Annotated in this window: 15 protein-coding genes; 10 read left to right on the plus strand and 5 right to left on the minus strand. The window is 50.7% G+C overall.

Annotated features, from left to right (window positions below; genetic code table 11):
* Positions 1–5: 5 nt before the first annotated feature.
* The gene (locus N24_RS11990; protein WP_096457408.1) at positions 6–986 is read left to right on the plus strand and encodes an LLM class flavin-dependent oxidoreductase; all 981 of its coding nucleotides are present in this window, start codon (positions 6–8) and stop codon (positions 984–986) included.
* 390 nt (positions 987–1,376) lie between these two features.
* On the opposite strand, the gene N24_RS11995 is transcribed toward N24_RS11990, so the two are convergent.
* From N24_RS11995 to N24_RS12005, 3 genes are all read right to left on the minus strand, one after another.
* Positions 1,377–3,224, minus strand: a complete 1,848-nt coding sequence (locus N24_RS11995) for a BCCT family transporter (protein ID WP_096457411.1) — start codon at positions 3,222–3,224, stop codon at positions 1,377–1,379.
* A 171-nt stretch (positions 3,225–3,395) separates the two neighbouring features.
* Positions 3,396–3,914 (minus strand): hypothetical protein, encoded by a 519-nt coding sequence (locus N24_RS12000; protein ID WP_096457414.1) that lies wholly within the window; start codon positions 3,912–3,914, stop codon positions 3,396–3,398.
* Between the two features lie 11 nt (positions 3,915–3,925).
* Positions 3,926–4,861 carry an AEC family transporter gene (locus tag N24_RS12005; protein WP_096457417.1) on the minus strand — a complete coding sequence of 312 codons (936 nt, stop codon included), beginning with the start codon at positions 4,859–4,861 and terminating at the stop codon, positions 3,926–3,928.
* Positions 4,862–4,951: 90 nt separating this feature from the next.
* Here N24_RS12005 and N24_RS12010 point away from each other — a divergent pair, with 90 nt between their 5' ends.
* The 5 genes from N24_RS12010 to N24_RS12030 are packed head-to-tail and all read left to right on the plus strand — an operon-like array spanning position 4,952 to position 10,570.
* The gene (locus tag N24_RS12010) at positions 4,952–6,454 is read left to right on the plus strand and encodes an ABC transporter substrate-binding protein (protein ID WP_096457420.1); all 1,503 of its coding nucleotides are present in this window, start codon (positions 4,952–4,954) and stop codon (positions 6,452–6,454) included.
* A complete protein-coding gene (locus N24_RS12015) occupies positions 6,451–7,431 on the plus strand; it encodes an ABC transporter permease (protein WP_096457423.1) in 981 nt (326 codons plus the stop codon). The genes N24_RS12010 and N24_RS12015 overlap by 4 nt, the downstream gene beginning before the upstream one ends.
* Positions 7,431–8,267, plus strand: coding sequence for an ABC transporter permease (locus N24_RS12020; protein ID WP_096457426.1), 837 nt, complete (start codon positions 7,431–7,433; stop codon positions 8,265–8,267). The genes N24_RS12015 and N24_RS12020 overlap by 1 nt, the downstream gene beginning before the upstream one ends.
* Positions 8,260–9,696 (plus strand): dipeptide ABC transporter ATP-binding protein, encoded by a 1,437-nt coding sequence (locus tag N24_RS12025; protein WP_096457429.1) that lies wholly within the window; start codon positions 8,260–8,262, stop codon positions 9,694–9,696. The genes N24_RS12020 and N24_RS12025 overlap by 8 nt, the downstream gene beginning before the upstream one ends.
* 52 nt (positions 9,697–9,748) lie before the next feature.
* Positions 9,749–10,570 carry an SDR family NAD(P)-dependent oxidoreductase gene (locus N24_RS12030; RefSeq protein WP_096457432.1) on the plus strand — a complete coding sequence of 274 codons (822 nt, stop codon included), beginning with the start codon at positions 9,749–9,751 and terminating at the stop codon, positions 10,568–10,570.
* An 11-nt stretch (positions 10,571–10,581) separates the two neighbouring features.
* On the opposite strand, the gene N24_RS12035 is transcribed toward N24_RS12030, so the two are convergent.
* A complete protein-coding gene (locus N24_RS12035; protein ID WP_096457435.1) occupies positions 10,582–11,553 on the minus strand; it encodes a LysR family transcriptional regulator in 972 nt (323 codons plus the stop codon).
* 98 nt (positions 11,554–11,651) lie between these two features.
* Between N24_RS12035 and N24_RS12040 the strand changes: the two genes are divergently transcribed.
* From N24_RS12040 to N24_RS12050, 3 genes are read left to right on the plus strand one after another with little or no spacing between them, the layout of a single operon-like run.
* Positions 11,652–12,950 carry a CitMHS family transporter gene (locus tag N24_RS12040; RefSeq protein ID WP_096457438.1) on the plus strand — a complete coding sequence of 433 codons (1,299 nt, stop codon included), beginning with the start codon at positions 11,652–11,654 and terminating at the stop codon, positions 12,948–12,950.
* Positions 12,951–12,965: 15 nt separating this feature from the next.
* A complete protein-coding gene (locus N24_RS12045) occupies positions 12,966–14,321 on the plus strand; it encodes an acyclic terpene utilization AtuA family protein (protein WP_096457441.1) in 1,356 nt (451 codons plus the stop codon).
* Positions 14,318–14,629 carry an AtuA-related protein gene (locus N24_RS12050; protein WP_096457444.1) on the plus strand — a complete coding sequence of 104 codons (312 nt, stop codon included), beginning with the start codon at positions 14,318–14,320 and terminating at the stop codon, positions 14,627–14,629. The genes N24_RS12045 and N24_RS12050 overlap by 4 nt, the downstream gene beginning before the upstream one ends.
* Before the next feature lie 14 nt (positions 14,630–14,643).
* Here N24_RS12050 and thpR read toward each other — a convergent pair whose 3' ends face one another.
* Positions 14,644–15,195, minus strand: coding sequence for an RNA 2',3'-cyclic phosphodiesterase (gene thpR / locus N24_RS12055; protein ID WP_096457447.1), 552 nt, complete (start codon positions 15,193–15,195; stop codon positions 14,644–14,646).
* Between the two features lie 97 nt (positions 15,196–15,292).
* On the opposite strand from thpR, the gene rbsK2 reads away from it, so the two are divergent.
* Complete coding sequence (gene rbsK2, locus N24_RS12060) at positions 15,293–16,198, plus strand: ribokinase RbsK2 (RefSeq protein ID WP_096457450.1); 906 nt, start codon at positions 15,293–15,295, stop codon at positions 16,196–16,198.
* Positions 16,199–16,412 lie beyond the last annotated feature (214 nt).

Genomic DNA, 16,412 nt, shown 5'->3' on the forward strand with positions numbered 1-16,412 from the left:
TTTGCATGTCTGTCCCACTTTCACTGATTGATTTTGCCACCATTTTTGACGGCGAAAGGCCTGGTGACAGCTTCAAACGGTCGGTGGCGTTGGCGCAAAAAGCTGAAGCGTTAGGCTTTAAGCGTATTTGGTATGCAGAACACCACAATATGGAAAGCATTTCCTCTGCTGCCCCCGCTGTTCTTATTTCCCACATCGGTGCCCACACCAACACCATCCGTCTCGGTGCTGGTGGCGTGATGTTGCCTAACCACTCCCCTTATGTCATTGCAGAGCAATTCGGCACCCTAGCTGAGCTTTATCCAGACCGCATCGACCTAGGATTGGGCCGTGCCCCCGGCACGGACATGAACACCCTGCGTGCTTTACGACGCGACCCTCAATCTGCCGAAAACTTCCCGTCCGACGTTGTCGAGCTGAACTCTTACCTCACCGGCCGTTCCCGTCTCCCAGGGGTTAACGCTATTCCAGGCAAGGGAACCAACGTACCGCTATACATCTTGGGTTCATCCCTTTTTGGTGCACAATTGGCAGCGCAGTTGGGTATGCCTTATTCTTTCGCATCTCACTTCGCACCAACTCACCTCGAGCATGCAGTGCAAACCTACCGGGATAGCTACCAACCTTCAGAGCAACACCCTGAGCCTTATGTCATTGCGGCTGTCAATGTCACCGCTGCTGATTCCACCGAGCAAGCCCACGATGATTTCTACAAAGTTGCGCGTGCACGTGTGAAGAACATGGCATTGCGTGGTCGACAAGTTACTGATGAGCAACTTGATGAACTCATGGATTCACCTGCTGCTCGCCAAATTGTCGACATGCTTCGCTACACCGCCGTGGGCACTGGATCCGAAGTCAAGGAATACCTAGAAGGTTTCGTCAAGACGGCACAGGCTGATGAACTGATGATCTCCCTGCAATCCCCCAACACTGACGCCACCACCCGCAATATGGAGATTCTTGCAGATACGTGGATTAAATAGTTTCGGTTTTTCAGCTCGCCCAGCCTTGTTCGGGCGGTCGATTTTAAAAAGCCAAACTGGCGTGACAAGATTTTCGGTTTCGTCGATTCCTTGGCACGCCTGTCCGGTATAAGGGTGTAAGGGACCGTAAACCAAACATACGTGCCAAGGATTCCGAAAATCCCGAATCCTTGTCACGTATGTTTGGTTTGCCGAAAAATTGGCTTGGAGCCTTCAAAAAAAGTGACCCCACAGAATCGCTTTTAAGCGCCTTTGGAACCCGAAGTGATACATCGACTCATTCTGGAAATCGAGTGGCTTAAAAGCGCTTCTAGGGAGGACGGCGCTAAATGGGCGCCCACCTAAAAACCTGGCTAAATGGTGTGGAGGTGGGCGTCGAAAAGCAATCTTTTAAATGTTGTACTCTTCCCGGGACTGGGGGCGGGTTTGCTCGACGATCTTGAAACGGGATTCCATCTCTTGGGCTTCCTCCGGATCGTCGACTACATCACCAACCACACCGAGGTCGCCTTCGATGACCACGTTTCCTGGGATGACAATGTTGCCGTCCTCGTCGTGTTCAAGGGCAGGCATCGGCAAGGGATTGCCCTCTTCGTCATAGCCGGGGGCTGGCTGAGAGGAATGTTCTTCAAGTTTTTCTGGTGTGTCAGTCTTTTCCCACTGGCGGGTCTGCACGCGACGAACTGCTGCGGCGTCCTCACTCATGCCTTTGAGCAGGGAGAACATCATGACAAATTGCACGAGGAAGAACGGGAACGCCACGATGATGACCACTTCTTGCAGCGTAGCAATGCCAGATGCTGGAGAAATGATCAGCAGGGAACCTGCGACAGCGCCGATGGTGCAGGCCCACATCACTCGATAACTGGTAGGTGTTTGGTTTTCTTCACCGGTGGCAAACATATCATTGACCAGCGCTGCGGAGTCGATGGAAGTGATAAAGAAAATCACGATGACTGCCAGCGCAAATGCGGAGACAATTCCAGTAAGTGGGTACTCTTGCAGCACGTTGAACAGCGCTGCAGGAACGTCACCTTCAACAACAGTTGGTTGGGTTAAGTAGCCTGGGTTGTTCAACTCCACTTCGATGCCAGCGCGGCCAAAGATGGAGAACCAAATGACGCCAAAGATTGCTGGCAGGGCGAGAACGCCACCAATGAATTCACGCACAGTGCGTCCACGAGAAATACGCGCCACGAACATGCCTACATATGGCGACCAACAGATAGTCCATGCCCAATAGAACACCGTCCATTTGCCTTGCCAACCTGGGTTGTCCTGGAAAGAGTCAGTCCAAAACATCAAGTTGGGCATCCACGAGGCATAAATTCCGAAAGATTCAACAAGGAAGCGCAGCAGCGTGAGAGTTGGGCCAGTGAACAAGATGAAAAACATCAACGCAACAGCCATCGCAATGTTGATGTTAGACAGCAACTTAATGCCCTTATCCAAACCGGAAGCAACGGAAATACACGCCACGGCGGTGATGATCAAAATAATCAGAAGCTGAACCCACGACACCTGCGGGGTGCTCCACAATTTGTTCATACCTGCGTTGATCTGCAGCACACCAAGGCCCACGGACACAGCAATACCAAAGGTGGTGCCCACGATGGCAAGCACGTCAATCAGCTTGCCTGGTGTGGAGTAAATGTGCTTGCCCAAGATTGGGGAAAACACAGAGGACAGACGTGGAGGCAGCTTGCGTTTGTAGATGAAGTATCCCAACGCCAGTCCTGGGAGCGCCATGATCACCCACATGTGAATGCCAAAGTGGTAGAAGGTATACGCAAACGCCTGCACAATTGCGGCTTCACTCATGGATTCTTCATTAGCCATTGGCACGTTAAACGCATGGTTGATTGGTTCGGCGACACCCCAGAACATCAAGACTGCACCAACACCACCAGCAAAAAGCATGCAGAACCAGACGATGATGCTGTGTTCTGGGTCTTCGTCGTCATCGCCAAGTTTTACTCGACCATACCGGGACGCAAAAATACCGATGAGGAAGATGAGAACGAGGGATACACCACCGATATACATCCATCCAAGGTTTTCCAACAACCAACCGGCAACGGCAGAAAAGCTCGTTCGAGCTTTCTCACCAAGCACAATTGTGGCGATGACGAACACCACGATGAAACCAACAGAAATAGAGAAAATGAACGGATCTGATTTAAGACCCCTCTTATTTTTCCCTTCAGGCTCGGTTGTGATAGCTATATTTGAGCTCATCTCATTCTTCCGATCAGTGGATATTTACGAATCTGAAAGAGTACCGAGAATTTCCTAGTTTTTCCCCTTTAATGGAAAATTCTTAGAGGAAACTTAACTAAAGTCTTACCCCATAGAATATTTGGGAGGTTGTTCATTCCGCAAAAAGTTGGAAAAGTTGCCACCACACATTTAAAGCCGTCCCAAACGATCCAGGTTTAACTCAGGATTTTTGGTTAGTAAAATCTCCGCCAACTCAAACGGCTGAGGTGCTGCACCACGCGGAAAATTCACAATATACGGCTGCACCGAATGCACACCTGTCACATTTGCGCGTTCCTCAATGTGGTTTGGCAACAGCGCCGCAAACGAACCCGATTTCTGATCGGACCACAATTGGACAGTATTCAGATCCTCAAACGCGAAGCTCACTCCGCTTCTGGGGATCCGCACGTGTTCATCGACGATTAAAACAGCTTTTCGACGCCGCCCCCACACCACGCACATCGACGCGATCGCGGCCGCTATGCCGCAGCCAGGCAGCATTACTGCCAATGAATACAAGGTGTGCATAGTACCTTCGGCGTCTTGCAACTCATTTAGGAAAAACAGTAAAAATGGCGTGCACATGAGAACAAAAAGGATGCACGTAACCATCGCTTTAGATCTCACCAGCGCCGGCACTCCGGTGCGCACTTTTACTGCGTTCATGATCACCAATGCTAACCCGAAGAACCAAAAATAATGGAGACCGCCACCAACACGGGGAAGGAAATTAGTGTGGTCACTACCCCTGTATCCCTCGCCATGGATTCTGCAGTTCTAAAACGCAACGCATAGGTGTAGACATTTTGTGCTGTTGGGAGAGCACCAAGAATTACCGCAGACAGCAATGCAGTGCCTTCCATGCCAAAAGCCCACGCCAGAAGTCCTGCAACAATTGGGTGCAAGACATTTTTAAACAGTGCAGCTAAAAACACATCCCGGCGCGACACTTGCCCTTTTTCTAAAACCTTGCTCTTTGACAGGGACAGACCAAAAACAACCAAGGCCAACGGAACGGATGCATTAGCCACCATTTCAACTGGCTGTGCGATCACAACTGGCATAGTCATAGAAGTCAGTGATACTGCGATACCTGCGATTGCTGCCAGCACCATGGTGTTTGTTAATGGGGTGACAACAAGGTTACGGACTAAGTTGGTGGATTTTTTCTTTGTCAGCATCTCCATGATGGTCATGGTGATCGGCGCATAGAACGCTACTTGGAACAAAATCACGGGGATCACCACGGTGAAATCATCCAGAATGTAGGCAGCCAGCGGGATACCCAGGTTTCCTGCGTTGGCATAGGAGGCCGCCAACATGCCGATCACTGACACAGCTGTGGTCCGTTTAATCACAAACCGCATGAGTAGGAAGAATAAGAAACCCACTATTAATGCGGACAGTGCGATTACCACGAAGTTGAGGGAGAAAATCGTTGAGGTATCTGATTTGGTCACTCGGTCAAACAGCAATGCTGGGGTGGCCACATAGTAGACAAAGAGGCTCAACGGTTTTTGCGCATTAGCACCCAGGGTGTCTCTTCTGCCAAGAATCCAGCCAATTCCAATCACGATGAACACCACCGTGAAACCCATGAGCACCTGTTGCATGATCGTTATTGTGCCATGTTGTAGGCGCTGCCCCTCACATGCCCCGTTTCCATTTAGTTTCCCGGGTCACACCGACTACTCTCAGAACCCATGAAGATCACGCGCGGACTTGTGCTATCGCTACTGTTGGCAAGCAGTATTGTGGTTTCGTCATGCTCTGCTGGATCGACTGCGTATCAAAGCCCACCTGCTGTTGATCAATCATCCATTGTTATCGCGACCACGGCGGCCGCAGCATCGCTAGATTTCACCAACGCGTCTGGTGCTGCTATCCCCCAGGCCATGATGTCGAATATTTATGAAGGCTTGGTAAAAATCGATGCCAATGGTGATATCCAACCACTGCTAGCTACTTCTTGGGAGATTTCAGAAGACCGCACGCAGTATATTTTTCAGTTGCGGGAAGGTGTGCATTTTTCAAATGGGGATCCTTTCAATGCGGCTTCGGCTAAGTTTTCCATTGACCGGGTTAAAACTAAATGGACCAATGGGCTTAAAAGTGGCATGGATGTGGTGGATTCCACGGAAGTGTTAGATGAGCATACTTTAAGAGTCACTTTGTCCAGGCCTTCTAATCAGTGGCTGTGGAACATGGGGACTGCGATTGGTGCGATGATGACCGAAGGGGGCGTCGATAAGCTTGCAACTGATCCCGTTGGCACCGGCCCGTATACGGTGACACACTGGGCGCCGGGGCGGGCGATCGGGTTCGGCGCGCGTGCCAATTATTGGGGGCAAAAGCCGCTTAACGACGCCGCAACCATCCGCTACTTCAGCGATGCGACGGCCTCAACCAATGCGCTGCAAAGCGGAGACGTGGATGTTATTTGGGCTATGCAAGCCCCAGAACAGCTATCTACGCTGCAGGATTTCACCGTGGAAGTAGGCACGACCAATGGTGAGATGTTGCTGTCGATGAATAATCAACGTGCCCCTTTTGATGATGTGCGCGTGCGCCAAGCTGTCATGTTTGCCATTGATCGCCAGGCCATCATTGATACGGCTTTGGAGGGCTATGGCACAGACACTGGTGGCGCACCGGTTCCGCCCACAGACCCGTGGTATGAAAAATCGACGATGTATCCGTTTGATCCTGATCGTGCGCGGGAGCTGTTGAAAGAAGCAGGTGCAGAAGGTGTTCGGGTAACCATGTCCATTCCTTCCCTGCCCTATGCGCAAGCAGCCTCAGAAATTTTGTATTCGCAGCTTAGAGATGTTGGGTTTGATCCTGTTATTGAATCAACCGAATTCCCCGCTGTGTGGTTGGCGCAGGTGATGGGACAAAAAGACTACGACATGTCATTAATTGCGCATGTCGAACCCCGAGACATCCCAACACTTTTCAGCCCGAACTACTACTTAGGTTTTGAAGACGCTGAAACCCAAGAACTTCTCGCTGCTGCCGATAGCTCACCAAATGAAGTGGAATTGATGCAACAAGCAGTTGATCGGATCATGGACAAGGCAGTTGCAGACAATTTGATGAATGTGGCAAATATTGTGGTGACATCTCCTGACATCACTGGAGTTGATCCCAACGTGGTCTCTGGTGCGCTGGAGTTGTCGGTGATTGGAAGGGAGACCCAGCCATGATCAAAACCATTGCGTGGACCTTGGTTCGCTATGGCCTGACGTTTTTCATCGCCAGCGTGATCATTTTTGTACTGATCCGGGTTATCCCTGGTGATCCCGCTGCGGTGTCCTTAGGTATTACTGCAACACCTGAGGCGATCGCTGCGCTGCAATCACAGTTGGGCACTGATCAACCGCTTATCAATCAGTACTTTTCTTGGGTGAGCGGAATGCTGAGTGGAAACTTTGGCACCTCTTTAAGTTCTGGGCAAGACCTCTCCCCACTCATTCTTGATCGCATGCAGGTCAGTCTTATTTTGGTCATCTGCTCAATCGTGTTGTCGCTGTTGATCGCCGTTCCATTGGGGATCCTTTCAGCCCGGCGCGGTGGCCTGATCATCTCCGGTATTAGCCAACTCGGTATCGCGATCCCTAGTTTCCTCGCAGGTATTTTGCTGGTTGCAGTCTTTGCCGTTGGTTGGGGCTGGTTGCCCGCAAATGGTTGGATTCCGCCATCAGAAGATTTTGGTGGGTTTTTAGCCAGGCTGATTCTTCCTGTGTTGGCGCTGTCTGCTGTCCAGGCCGCAATTTTGACCCGCTATGTGCGTTCTGCGGTCATTGATGTGTTGGGCGAAGATTTCATGCGTACCGCCAGGTCAAAAGGCATGAGCTTTAACCGCGCACTTTTAGTCCATGGTTTGAGAAACGCGGCCCTTCCCGTACTAACTGTCACTGGGTTGCAGCTAACTACTTTGGTGATCGGTGCAGTTGTCATCGAGCAAGTTTTTGTTATCCCCGGAATTGGGTCGATGCTGCTGGAATCAGTATCAAACCGCGATCTCGTCGCTGTGCAATCCATAGTGATGGTGCTGGTGGCGTTTACCTTACTGGTGAATCTGATCGTGGATTTGTTGTACCAAGTGGTGGATCCACGAATCGGGGCGCATTCTTCGGATATGGGGTTTGCTGACCGTACAGTCTCGGGGAGCGTGATCTAATGAAACTCAAAACGCTTACAGAGTTGCCGCTGTCGGGAAAAGTCGGTGGAATTATTGTCGCCGTAGTTTTCTTTCTTGCCGCGCTGTCTTTTATATGGACGCCGTTTGATCCTGTGCAGGTCTTTCCCGCCGAGCGCCTTCAAGGTAGTTCGCTGCGGCATTTGATGGGTACGGATCGTTATGGTCGTGATGTGTTGTCCCAAATCATGGTGGGATCACGCATTACATTGTTGGTGGGCATCATAGCGGTGGCTATCGCGGCATTAATTGGCACGCCTTTGGGTATTGCTGCAGCTATGCGCCGAGGCATGGTGGAAACCTTTGTCATGCGTGGCGCTGATTTAATGTTGGCATTCCCCGCATTGCTGTTGGCTATTATTTCCGGTGCGGTTTTTGGTGCTTCTACTTGGTCGGCGATGATTGCCATTGGTATTGCAGGTATTCCTAGTTTCGCCCGCGTTGCTCGCGCTGGCACATTGCAGGTAACAAGCCAAGATTTCATCGCTGCAGCGAAGCTGTCCAAAGTTAGCGCCCCGATGATTGCAGTTCGGCATATTCTTCCCAACATCACCAGCATTCTTATCGTGCAGGCGTCAATTGCGTTTGCTCTTGCGATTTTGGCCGAAGCCGCCTTGAGCTTTTTAGGTTTGGGTACTACTCCCCCAGATCCAAGTTGGGGCCGGATGCTTCAAACCGCACAAGCCTCAATTGGTGTCACCCCGATGCTTGCAGTGTGGCCAGGTTTGGCGATCGCACTTACGGTTTTAGGTTTTAATCTTTTCGGCGATGGCCTCCGCGATGCCATTGATCCAAAGCGGGAGGTTGGCCGTGCTTAAAGTTTCCGATCTCAACGTGGGCAACAACTTTGTTCACAACGTATCTTTCGACATCAATCCCGGCGAACGAGTCGGCCTCATCGGCGAATCCGGCAGCGGAAAATCACTCACTGCGCTGTCAATAATGGGTCTGAGCGATCTGCCCACAACTGGCCAGATCACCTTCAACGGCGCACCTTCGGCGAGCTTCCGCGGCCAGCGCATCGCCATGATTTTCCAGGAACCCATGAGCGCACTAAATCCCCTCATGCGCGTGGGCCGACAAATCGAAGAGATGATGACGGTGCACGGGGCAAGCAAAAAAGACGCGCGCACACGCTTAAAAAAATTGCTTCTCGACGTCTCCCTCCCCGAACGAGTATCTCGCTCCTTCCCGCACGAGCTTTCCGGTGGGCAACGCCAACGGGCTTTAATCGCCATGGCTCTAGCCAACGACCCCGATCTTCTTATCTGCGATGAACCCACCACCGCACTTGATGTCACAGTGCAAAAACAAATCGTTGACCTGCTGCTACGTCTAACCAAAGAACGCGGCACCGCACTCTTGTTTATCACTCACGATCTAGGTCTTGTATCCCAAACCTGCGAAAAACTACTGGTGATGAAATCCGGTGAAATCGTCGAACGTGGATCCACCCACTCCGTGCTGCACGATCCAAAGCACCCGTATACGCAACAACTTCTGCAGGCATCCATCCTGGACAAACCAAAAATTGTAGAAAACTACGGACCTGCCGTGATCACGGTGAACGAAGTCTCCCGGCGCTTTAAAAAGAACACTGCCTTAAATTCAGTGTCTTTAAAAGTATGTAAAGGCGAGCGTCTTGGCATTGTCGGTGGATCAGGATCTGGCAAAACCACGCTGCTTAAATTGCTTGCAGGACTGGATAAACCAACTACCGGCACAGTCAAAGTAACCGGTGGCGTACAGATGGTCTTTCAAGATCCTCAATCAAGTCTGAACCCACGGATGAAAATCAGAGACATCATTGCTGAACCCCTGCTTGGTTGGACACCAGCAGACAAGTCAGCACGGGTAGAAGAAGTAATTACCCACGTCGGACTAAGCACCGATGTGTTAGAACGCTACCCCCACGAATTTTCCGGAGGGCAGCGTCAACGCATTTCCATCGCCCGGGCACTAGCACCCAAGCCCGATATTTTGCTTGCCGACGAACCCGTATCCGCCCTTGACGTTTCCGTACGTAAGCAAGTATTAAATCTCCTCCACCACCTAGTCGAAGAATATGGCATAACCTTAGTCTTCGTCTCCCACGATCTGGCTGTGGTTAGACACGTGTGCACATCTGTCTTAGTGATGGACCAAGGAGAGATCATCGAACAAGGTCGCGTGGATGTGGTTTATGATTCTCCGCAGACTCAGTACACAAAAGTCCTGCTCGACGCCGTACCGCGCATAGGTGTTTAGGCTTTTAGTGTACTGACCAGACGCAACATCTCATTTCGTGTTGAATGGTGGGATGACAACAGCGCAGGCCTGGCTCATCACCGGTACCAGCAGCGGGCTGGGGCTTGCTCTAACCAAGGAGGCTCTGGCTGCTGGTCACCACGTTGTGGCCACCACACGGAAAGGCACTTTGCCCATTGAGGATCCTCGCCTTACCGTGATCCGACTTAATCCCGCAGACAGGGAAGAATGCCGGCGCGCCGTGGAAGAGGCCTACCGGGTAACCGGACGTCTGGATGTTCTGGTTAACAATGCTGGTTACGGACTCGTGGGCGCTGTGGAGGAAATAAGTGAAACTGAGGCCCGCGACATTCTGGACGTTGACCTACTGGGGCCGTTGTGGATGACCCAAGCAGCACTACCTATCATGCGAGGTCAAGGACACGGACACATTGTCCAGATCTCCTCGACAGGTGGCGTAGGGGCCATGCCATTTCTTAGTCTTTACAACGCTGCCAAGTGGGGACTCGAGGGATTTAGCGAAGCACTAGCTGCCGAGGTGCAGCCCATGGGTATCCGAGTTACTCTCGCCGAGATCAGCGCGATGGACACCCAGTGGGCAACATCAGGAATGAAGTTCAGCAATCCAAATAGCGACTATGACGAATTGCGCGAACAGGTCCTTGGTACCGCAGCTGTTCCATGGCCTAGTGAACCGGGAGCAACTGGCGGAGGCACTGCACCAGACGACATCGCGCGCAGCATCCTCACACACGTTGCGGCAGACAGCGGACCTTTACGTCTTGTCTTGGGAGATGGCGCGGCCGAGCAGATCACAACGGTGCTCGAACGTAGGAAACACGATTACTCTACTCAACCTGGATTCCAGAACTGAGCCTGCCATTCTCACAAATGCTCACATACATCTAAGCCGTGCCAGAGTGTTCGTGGTGGCAGCCTTAGATCTTGTGGATCAATCCTGCTGAGCAATTCTTTGAATGCGATTGCTGGTTTGCTCAACGTTTTCTCTTTTGGAGTCACCAGGCCGATTGTCCTTGTGATTGGCACACCAGTGAATGGTTTAAATACCAATCCCTGCACGTTCATAAGTGGCAGCACAAAGCCCGGTGCGGCTGAGAGCCCAATTCCTGCTGCACACATACCAGCCACAGAGCTCACTGACCTCGCGGTGACTATTTGCGATGGTTGAATATCGTTACCGTAAAGCGCCCGATCCACGATCCTTCTGACAGAACTTGATTCACCAAAAGAGACAAACGGTTCTTCTCGCAGCTGCGCCCAAGAAACTTCTTCTTGTTGTGCAAAATTGTGCTCTGACGGAACGATGCAAAAGAATTCTTCAGTGGCTAGCGGTTCCAGATCAAAACGATTCGATTGATCTCTTACGTAGTCTGCGTCGATGGCAGTAATTGATAAATCAATCGTGCCTTCCACCGCCCGAGATAACACTTCCTCCGCAGTGAAATCTGTAACTTCTACGCGAACATCAGGAAACTGGGCTCTAAATTTCACAATCAAAGACGGTAAGAAAGTCGCCGCCAGAGAAGGCAGTGTTGCAATTCTCAACACTCCGTTAACTCCACGTACATAGTCTTGAAAGTAGTTGGTTTCCCTTTTATGAAACTCAAGGATATTTCGAGCCATTTGGACAAACTGCACACCTTCATCGGTGAGTGAAAAGTGCCTGGTAGTGCGATCAAAAAGCTTCACTCCCACGTGCCGCTCCACCAAGGAGGCTGTCCGGCTTAAATTCGATTGTGATTGGTTTAAAAACTCCGCCGCGCGAGAAAATCCACCATGTTCAGCAATCGCAGTAATGATGCGTAATTGATCCAAAGTAATTCTATCTATCCGCATAACTCATAAATCTATGCCTTATTAATGTTTGACTCAACTATGTGGCGTGAAACATACTCAAATCAAGAAATAATTTGAATCACATAAAAGGAGGTTTGATGATTGCCACGCTCGGTTTCCTCACCGTAGGCATTTTTCTTGCCCTAACGCTTTTCACGAGAGTTTCCGTTCTCATCAGCCTTGTTCTCGTCCCCATCGTCTTTGCCATCATCGGCGGATTCACACCTGAACTTGGGGACATGATTGGTGATGGACTTATCCAAGTTGCTCCCGTCGCCATCATGATTACTTTTGCAGTCCTGTACTTCAGCCTCATGGTCGATGTTGGGCTATTTGACCCCCTCATCAACAAAGTTGTCGGCTGGGCAAAAGGTGATCCGGTCAAAATCGCGATCGGAACCGCAATCGTCACGATGGCCGTCGCTCTAGATGGCGATGGAGCCTCCACCTTCCTAATCACCATCTCCGCGTTCCTACCGATTTATAATCGAATCGGCATGAGGCCTTTAGCTCTCACAGGAATCGTTGCACTTGGTGCTGGTGTCATGAACCTGATCCCTTGGGGTGGCCCCACCGCCCGAGCAATGGCAGCCTTGGATCTTTTAAGCTCAGATATTTTCCTCCCAATGTTGCCCGCCATGATCGGAGGCATGATTTGGGTAATCATCGCAGCCTTCATCATTGGCCGAATTGAACGGAAACGAATCGGATCTGACGGCGTCACAGTGTCATTTGATGAACAAGCAATTAAGGCCGAGCGCGAGCATGCAGGCACACCAATGTGGAAGACAATTATCAACCTTGCTCTTACAATTGGCCTGGTAATCATCTTGCTCTTCCAGCTTTTCCCACTCCATGTTTCGTTCATCATTGCCTTCGTTATCGCACTGATTATCAACCGCCCTTCGTGGACATCTCAGCAAGAACTGCTGTCTAAACATGGTGGAAATGTCGTTCTAGTCGTCTCAATGATTTTCGCCGCAGGTGTCTTCACCGGAATTCTTCGAGGCACCGGGATGATCGAAGCAATGGCACTACAAATCGTGGACTGGATCCCTGACAGTGCCGGTGGTTTCCTACCCATTTTGGTAGCAGTCGCTTCCATGCCGTTGAGCTTGGTATTTACCCCTGATGCTTTTTACTTTGGTGTCGTACCAGTCTTCGCCGAAGCAACCATGGCAATGGGAGGAGATCCTGCAGAAATTGGTCGTGCAGCAATCGTGGGACAGATGACTACCGGTTTCCCTCTAAGTCCGCTGACTGCATCCACCTTCATCCTCATCGGCATGGCAAAAGTGTCACTGGGTGATCACCAAAGGTTCATTTTTGGATGGGCTTTTGGAACCTCCATAGTAATGGCCATCATCGCAGTTTTAACTGGTGCAATCTCAATTTAGGTTTTAAGGAAAGTTATGAACAAAACCATCAAACTTGGCGCAGGAGCAGGGTTCTCCGGTGACCGTATTGATCCAGCTCAACAACTCGTCGAGCATGCTGACCTCGATTACCTAATATTTGAGTGCTTGGGAGAAAGAACAGTTGCTGCAGGTGAACTTCGCCGTAGAAGTGATAAGGACAGCGGGTTTGACCCTTTGCTTGAAGCCCGCATGCGTGCGTGTTTACCTGGAGCACTTGAGCATGGGACGCGGATAATCACCAACGCTGGCGCCGCTAATCCACGCGCAGCAGCTGCCTTGGTTTTCAAAGTAGCGCAAGATCTAAAACTTCCTCGTGCAATTACGATTGCCGTCATTGAAGGTGACTCTGTTCTACCCCAGGTTGTGCATACTAACCCTCTAATCTGGGAGACCAATTCTTCAGTTTCCGACTCTGATGGAGATCCTGTTTCAGCACATGCCTATGTGGGCATTGAGGCGTTACTTCCGGCTCTTGCTTCTGGGGCAGACGTTATTATTGCCGGTCGAGTAGCTGATCCATCTTTGTACTTGGCACCAATGGTCCACGAATTTGGATGGTCAGTAGATGATTATCATCTGCTGGGGGCAGGCACTGCCATTGGCCATCTTCTTGAATGCGCTGGCCAATTGACTGGCGGCTACTACGCTGACCCAATTAAAAAGCCCGTACCAAATATGGCAGGGTTGGGTTTTCCTTACGCAGAAGTCGCTGAAGATGGAACTGCTGTGTTTAAAAAGCTACAGTCTGCCGGTGGTATTTTGACCGTTCAAACCTGTACAGAGCAGTTACTCTACGAGGTGTCTGATCCATCTGCTTATATCACTCCCGATGTGGTGGCTGATTTCAGTAACATCCAACTCACTCAAGTTGCTGCGGAGTCGGTAGCAATCCGCGGAGGAACCGGGCATCCTCGCACCGAAACACTAAAAGTCACATTAGGCTATCAATCCGGGTGGATGGGGGAAGGACAAATTTCTTATTCAGGTCCGCGAGCTTTTGAACGTGCCCAACTTGCAGCAGAGATTGTTGTTGAGCGACTAGTACAGATCCATAAGATTCCACAAGATGTACTCAATGTAGAACTCATTGGCGCAGGCTCAGCTTTTCGAGGACTCTCAGCTTTTCCAGCTGATCCCCTAGAGATCAGAGTCCGAGTAGCAGGCATTGTAGAAAGCCAAGAACGTGCAGCAAAAATCGGATGGGAAGTTGAAAGCTTGTATACCAACGGTCCCGCTGCAGGCGGTGGGGCGCGCCAATACACCAAAGAACTACTGAGTATCCGCTCGGCGCTTCTTCCCCGCGATCTTGTGTCCCTTTCTACTGAAATCTTGGAGGTTCCGACATCATGATCTGCCTTGATGACCTAGCCAACACCCGAACCGGAGATAAAGGCGACACCCTGATTCTTGGGGTATTTCCACACAACACCACGGCGTTTCACCACTTAGTCCACTACCTCAATTGCAGTACTGTTGCAATACATTTTGGTGTCTCTGAACACGTAGTTACTCGAGAAATTATTGATTCGGTGGAATCTATGGTTTTCAAAATCGAAGGCATCTTAGGAGGCGGTGTCACAGGTTCACCAGTACTTGATGGCCATGGAAAAACGCTGAGCTATCACGCGCTTGGCATCCCGCTTCCGACATTGGCATAGCTATCCCATCACAGCTACACCAACGCAGATGCTAAAGCGATCGTGCCCACTGTTGTATACAGTGGGCCTCCGCTTCTACCCTTCCCTGGTTCTGAAGAAACCAGCTCAATGTCTTTAACCGGCCATTCAGGGCCTTCGTACACCGATAACGCGTGCACAAGATCTGGAATAGTTGGATCCCATTCTCTGCTTCGTTGGCGCATAGAAGGTTTTGCCACTGTGAGGTGAGCTCTTTGGCGTCGGCGTTCTTCCGGGTCGATGAGACAATCAGCCATGAGCCGCCTTAGCTCTTTGGTGTCCCCGCCAACTCCCATCCACAGATTCTTTCGATTAAATGATCCTGCGCCTTTAACTCTGATGGTGAATTCTTCATTGATTCGCGCTGCTGTGGAGAGGTGTTCAATGAGATCTTCGACTGCCCCATCTGGCAATTCGCCATAAAAAGCCAGAGTGATATGCCAGTTGTCAGGATCTGACCACCGCAAGTCATCCTTGTAGGGACGTAAAGCGTTGACCAGGTGTTCAGTAACTTCAATTGGTGGTGAAATAGAAGCGAACAGTCTCATGACGCCATAATAGCCACCTTCGTCAAGGTTGGACGTAGAATGGATTAACCTCTCATGAAATCGTTTGCATCTCGTCTCCTCTTCCAAGGATGTCCCAATGAATAATCGCATCGTTGTCGTCGGTTCAATCAACGCTGATTTAAATGTCCTAGTCGATCGACACCCCGCCCCTGGTGAAACAATTTTAGGCAGCGGTGGCAACATAACTGCTGGTGGCAAGGGAGCAAATCAAGCTGTTGCGGCCGCACTCCAAGGTGCTGATGTCGCTTTTATCGGCGCTGTGGGCAATGATCCTTACGCGCAGCCTGCTTTAGAATTCCTCCGCTCTTCAGGTGTTGATCTCTCAGCTGTTACCGAAGCAGATGAAACCACTGGGCTTGCTGTGATCACTGTTTCTAAAGACGGGGAAAATAATATCGTTGTTATCCCCGGCGCGAATGCGCTGGTCAATTGTGATTATGTAAGTAGTCATTCCGATCTTCTTGCACATGCCGGCATCGTATTGTTGCAGGGTGAAATTCCTGCCGATGGTTTCAAAGAGGCCGTTCACCACACCATGGGCCGAGTCGTGGTCAACCTTGCCCCTGTTATTGAGGTGGAGAAATCAGCACTGCTGGAAGCCGACCCGATTATTGCCAATGAACATGAGGCTGGTCTTATTTTGGACCAGCTTGATGCAAGCATCGACTCCACAGATCCACACGACTTGGCGCAAGCACTACTTGATGCCGGCTTCGCCTCAGTTGTTATGACGTTAGGATCTGCGGGCGCTTTGGTTGCTGATTCCACCGGAATCACCGATATTGCGACACCAAAAGTGCAGGCAGTTGACACCACAGGTGCTGGTGACGCTTTTGCGGGAGCGTTCTGCGCCCGCTTAATCAAGGGAGATTCGCTTGTCGACGCCGCCCAGCACGCAGCACGCGTCGGCGCCTTCTCGGTGCAAACCGCCGGAGCGCAGGCGTCCTATCCGGACGCTGGCGCCACACTCCCTACTGTGTAAAAACTTGAGTGTTTAGGAAGAAGTAATGTGTAGGAGGATGTCATCGGTTAAGATGCGTTCCTCCGACACTTCGAAAATCTGGTTCAGGTATTCCACCTGAGCATCAAAATCATGTGCATTCATCATTGCTGATCATCATAGACCTGTTGTCACCCGAATTCACCAATTCTGTCTTTTCTGCTGCTGTGGGAACTGTTTACCGCTTGCACTCGAC

The organism is Corynebacterium suranareeae (assembly GCF_002355155.1).
In the GTDB taxonomy this organism is placed as follows: Bacteria; Actinomycetota; Actinomycetes; order Mycobacteriales; family Mycobacteriaceae; genus Corynebacterium; species Corynebacterium suranareeae.

Bases quoted from the DNA above. Each gene is read 5' to 3' on its own strand.
- N24_RS11990 (WP_096457408.1), top strand. From the start codon at position 6: ATGTCTGTCCCACTTTCACTGATTGATTTTGCCACCATTTTTGACGGC.
- N24_RS11995 (WP_096457411.1), bottom strand. From the start codon at position 3,224: ATGAGCTCAAATATAGCTATCACAACCGAGCCTGAAGGGAAAAATAAG.
- N24_RS12000 (WP_096457414.1), bottom strand. From the start codon at position 3,914: ATGAACGCAGTAAAAGTGCGCACCGGAGTGCCGGCGCTGGTGAGATCT.
- N24_RS12005 (WP_096457417.1), bottom strand. From the start codon at position 4,861: ATGCAACAGGTGCTCATGGGTTTCACGGTGGTGTTCATCGTGATTGGA.
- N24_RS12010 (WP_096457420.1), top strand. From the start codon at position 4,952: ATGAAGATCACGCGCGGACTTGTGCTATCGCTACTGTTGGCAAGCAGT.
- N24_RS12015 (WP_096457423.1), top strand. From the start codon at position 6,451: ATGATCAAAACCATTGCGTGGACCTTGGTTCGCTATGGCCTGACGTTT.
- N24_RS12020 (WP_096457426.1), top strand. From the start codon at position 7,431: ATGAAACTCAAAACGCTTACAGAGTTGCCGCTGTCGGGAAAAGTCGGT.
- N24_RS12030 (WP_096457432.1), top strand. From the start codon at position 9,749: ATGACAACAGCGCAGGCCTGGCTCATCACCGGTACCAGCAGCGGGCTG.
- N24_RS12035 (WP_096457435.1), bottom strand. From the start codon at position 11,553: ATGCGGATAGATAGAATTACTTTGGATCAATTACGCATCATTACTGCG.
- N24_RS12040 (WP_096457438.1), top strand. From the start codon at position 11,652: ATGATTGCCACGCTCGGTTTCCTCACCGTAGGCATTTTTCTTGCCCTA.
- N24_RS12045 (WP_096457441.1), top strand. From the start codon at position 12,966: ATGAACAAAACCATCAAACTTGGCGCAGGAGCAGGGTTCTCCGGTGAC.
- N24_RS12050 (WP_096457444.1), top strand. From the start codon at position 14,318: ATGATCTGCCTTGATGACCTAGCCAACACCCGAACCGGAGATAAAGGC.
- thpR (WP_096457447.1), bottom strand. From the start codon at position 15,195: ATGAGACTGTTCGCTTCTATTTCACCACCAATTGAAGTTACTGAACAC.
- rbsK2 (WP_096457450.1), top strand. From the start codon at position 15,293: ATGAATAATCGCATCGTTGTCGTCGGTTCAATCAACGCTGATTTAAAT.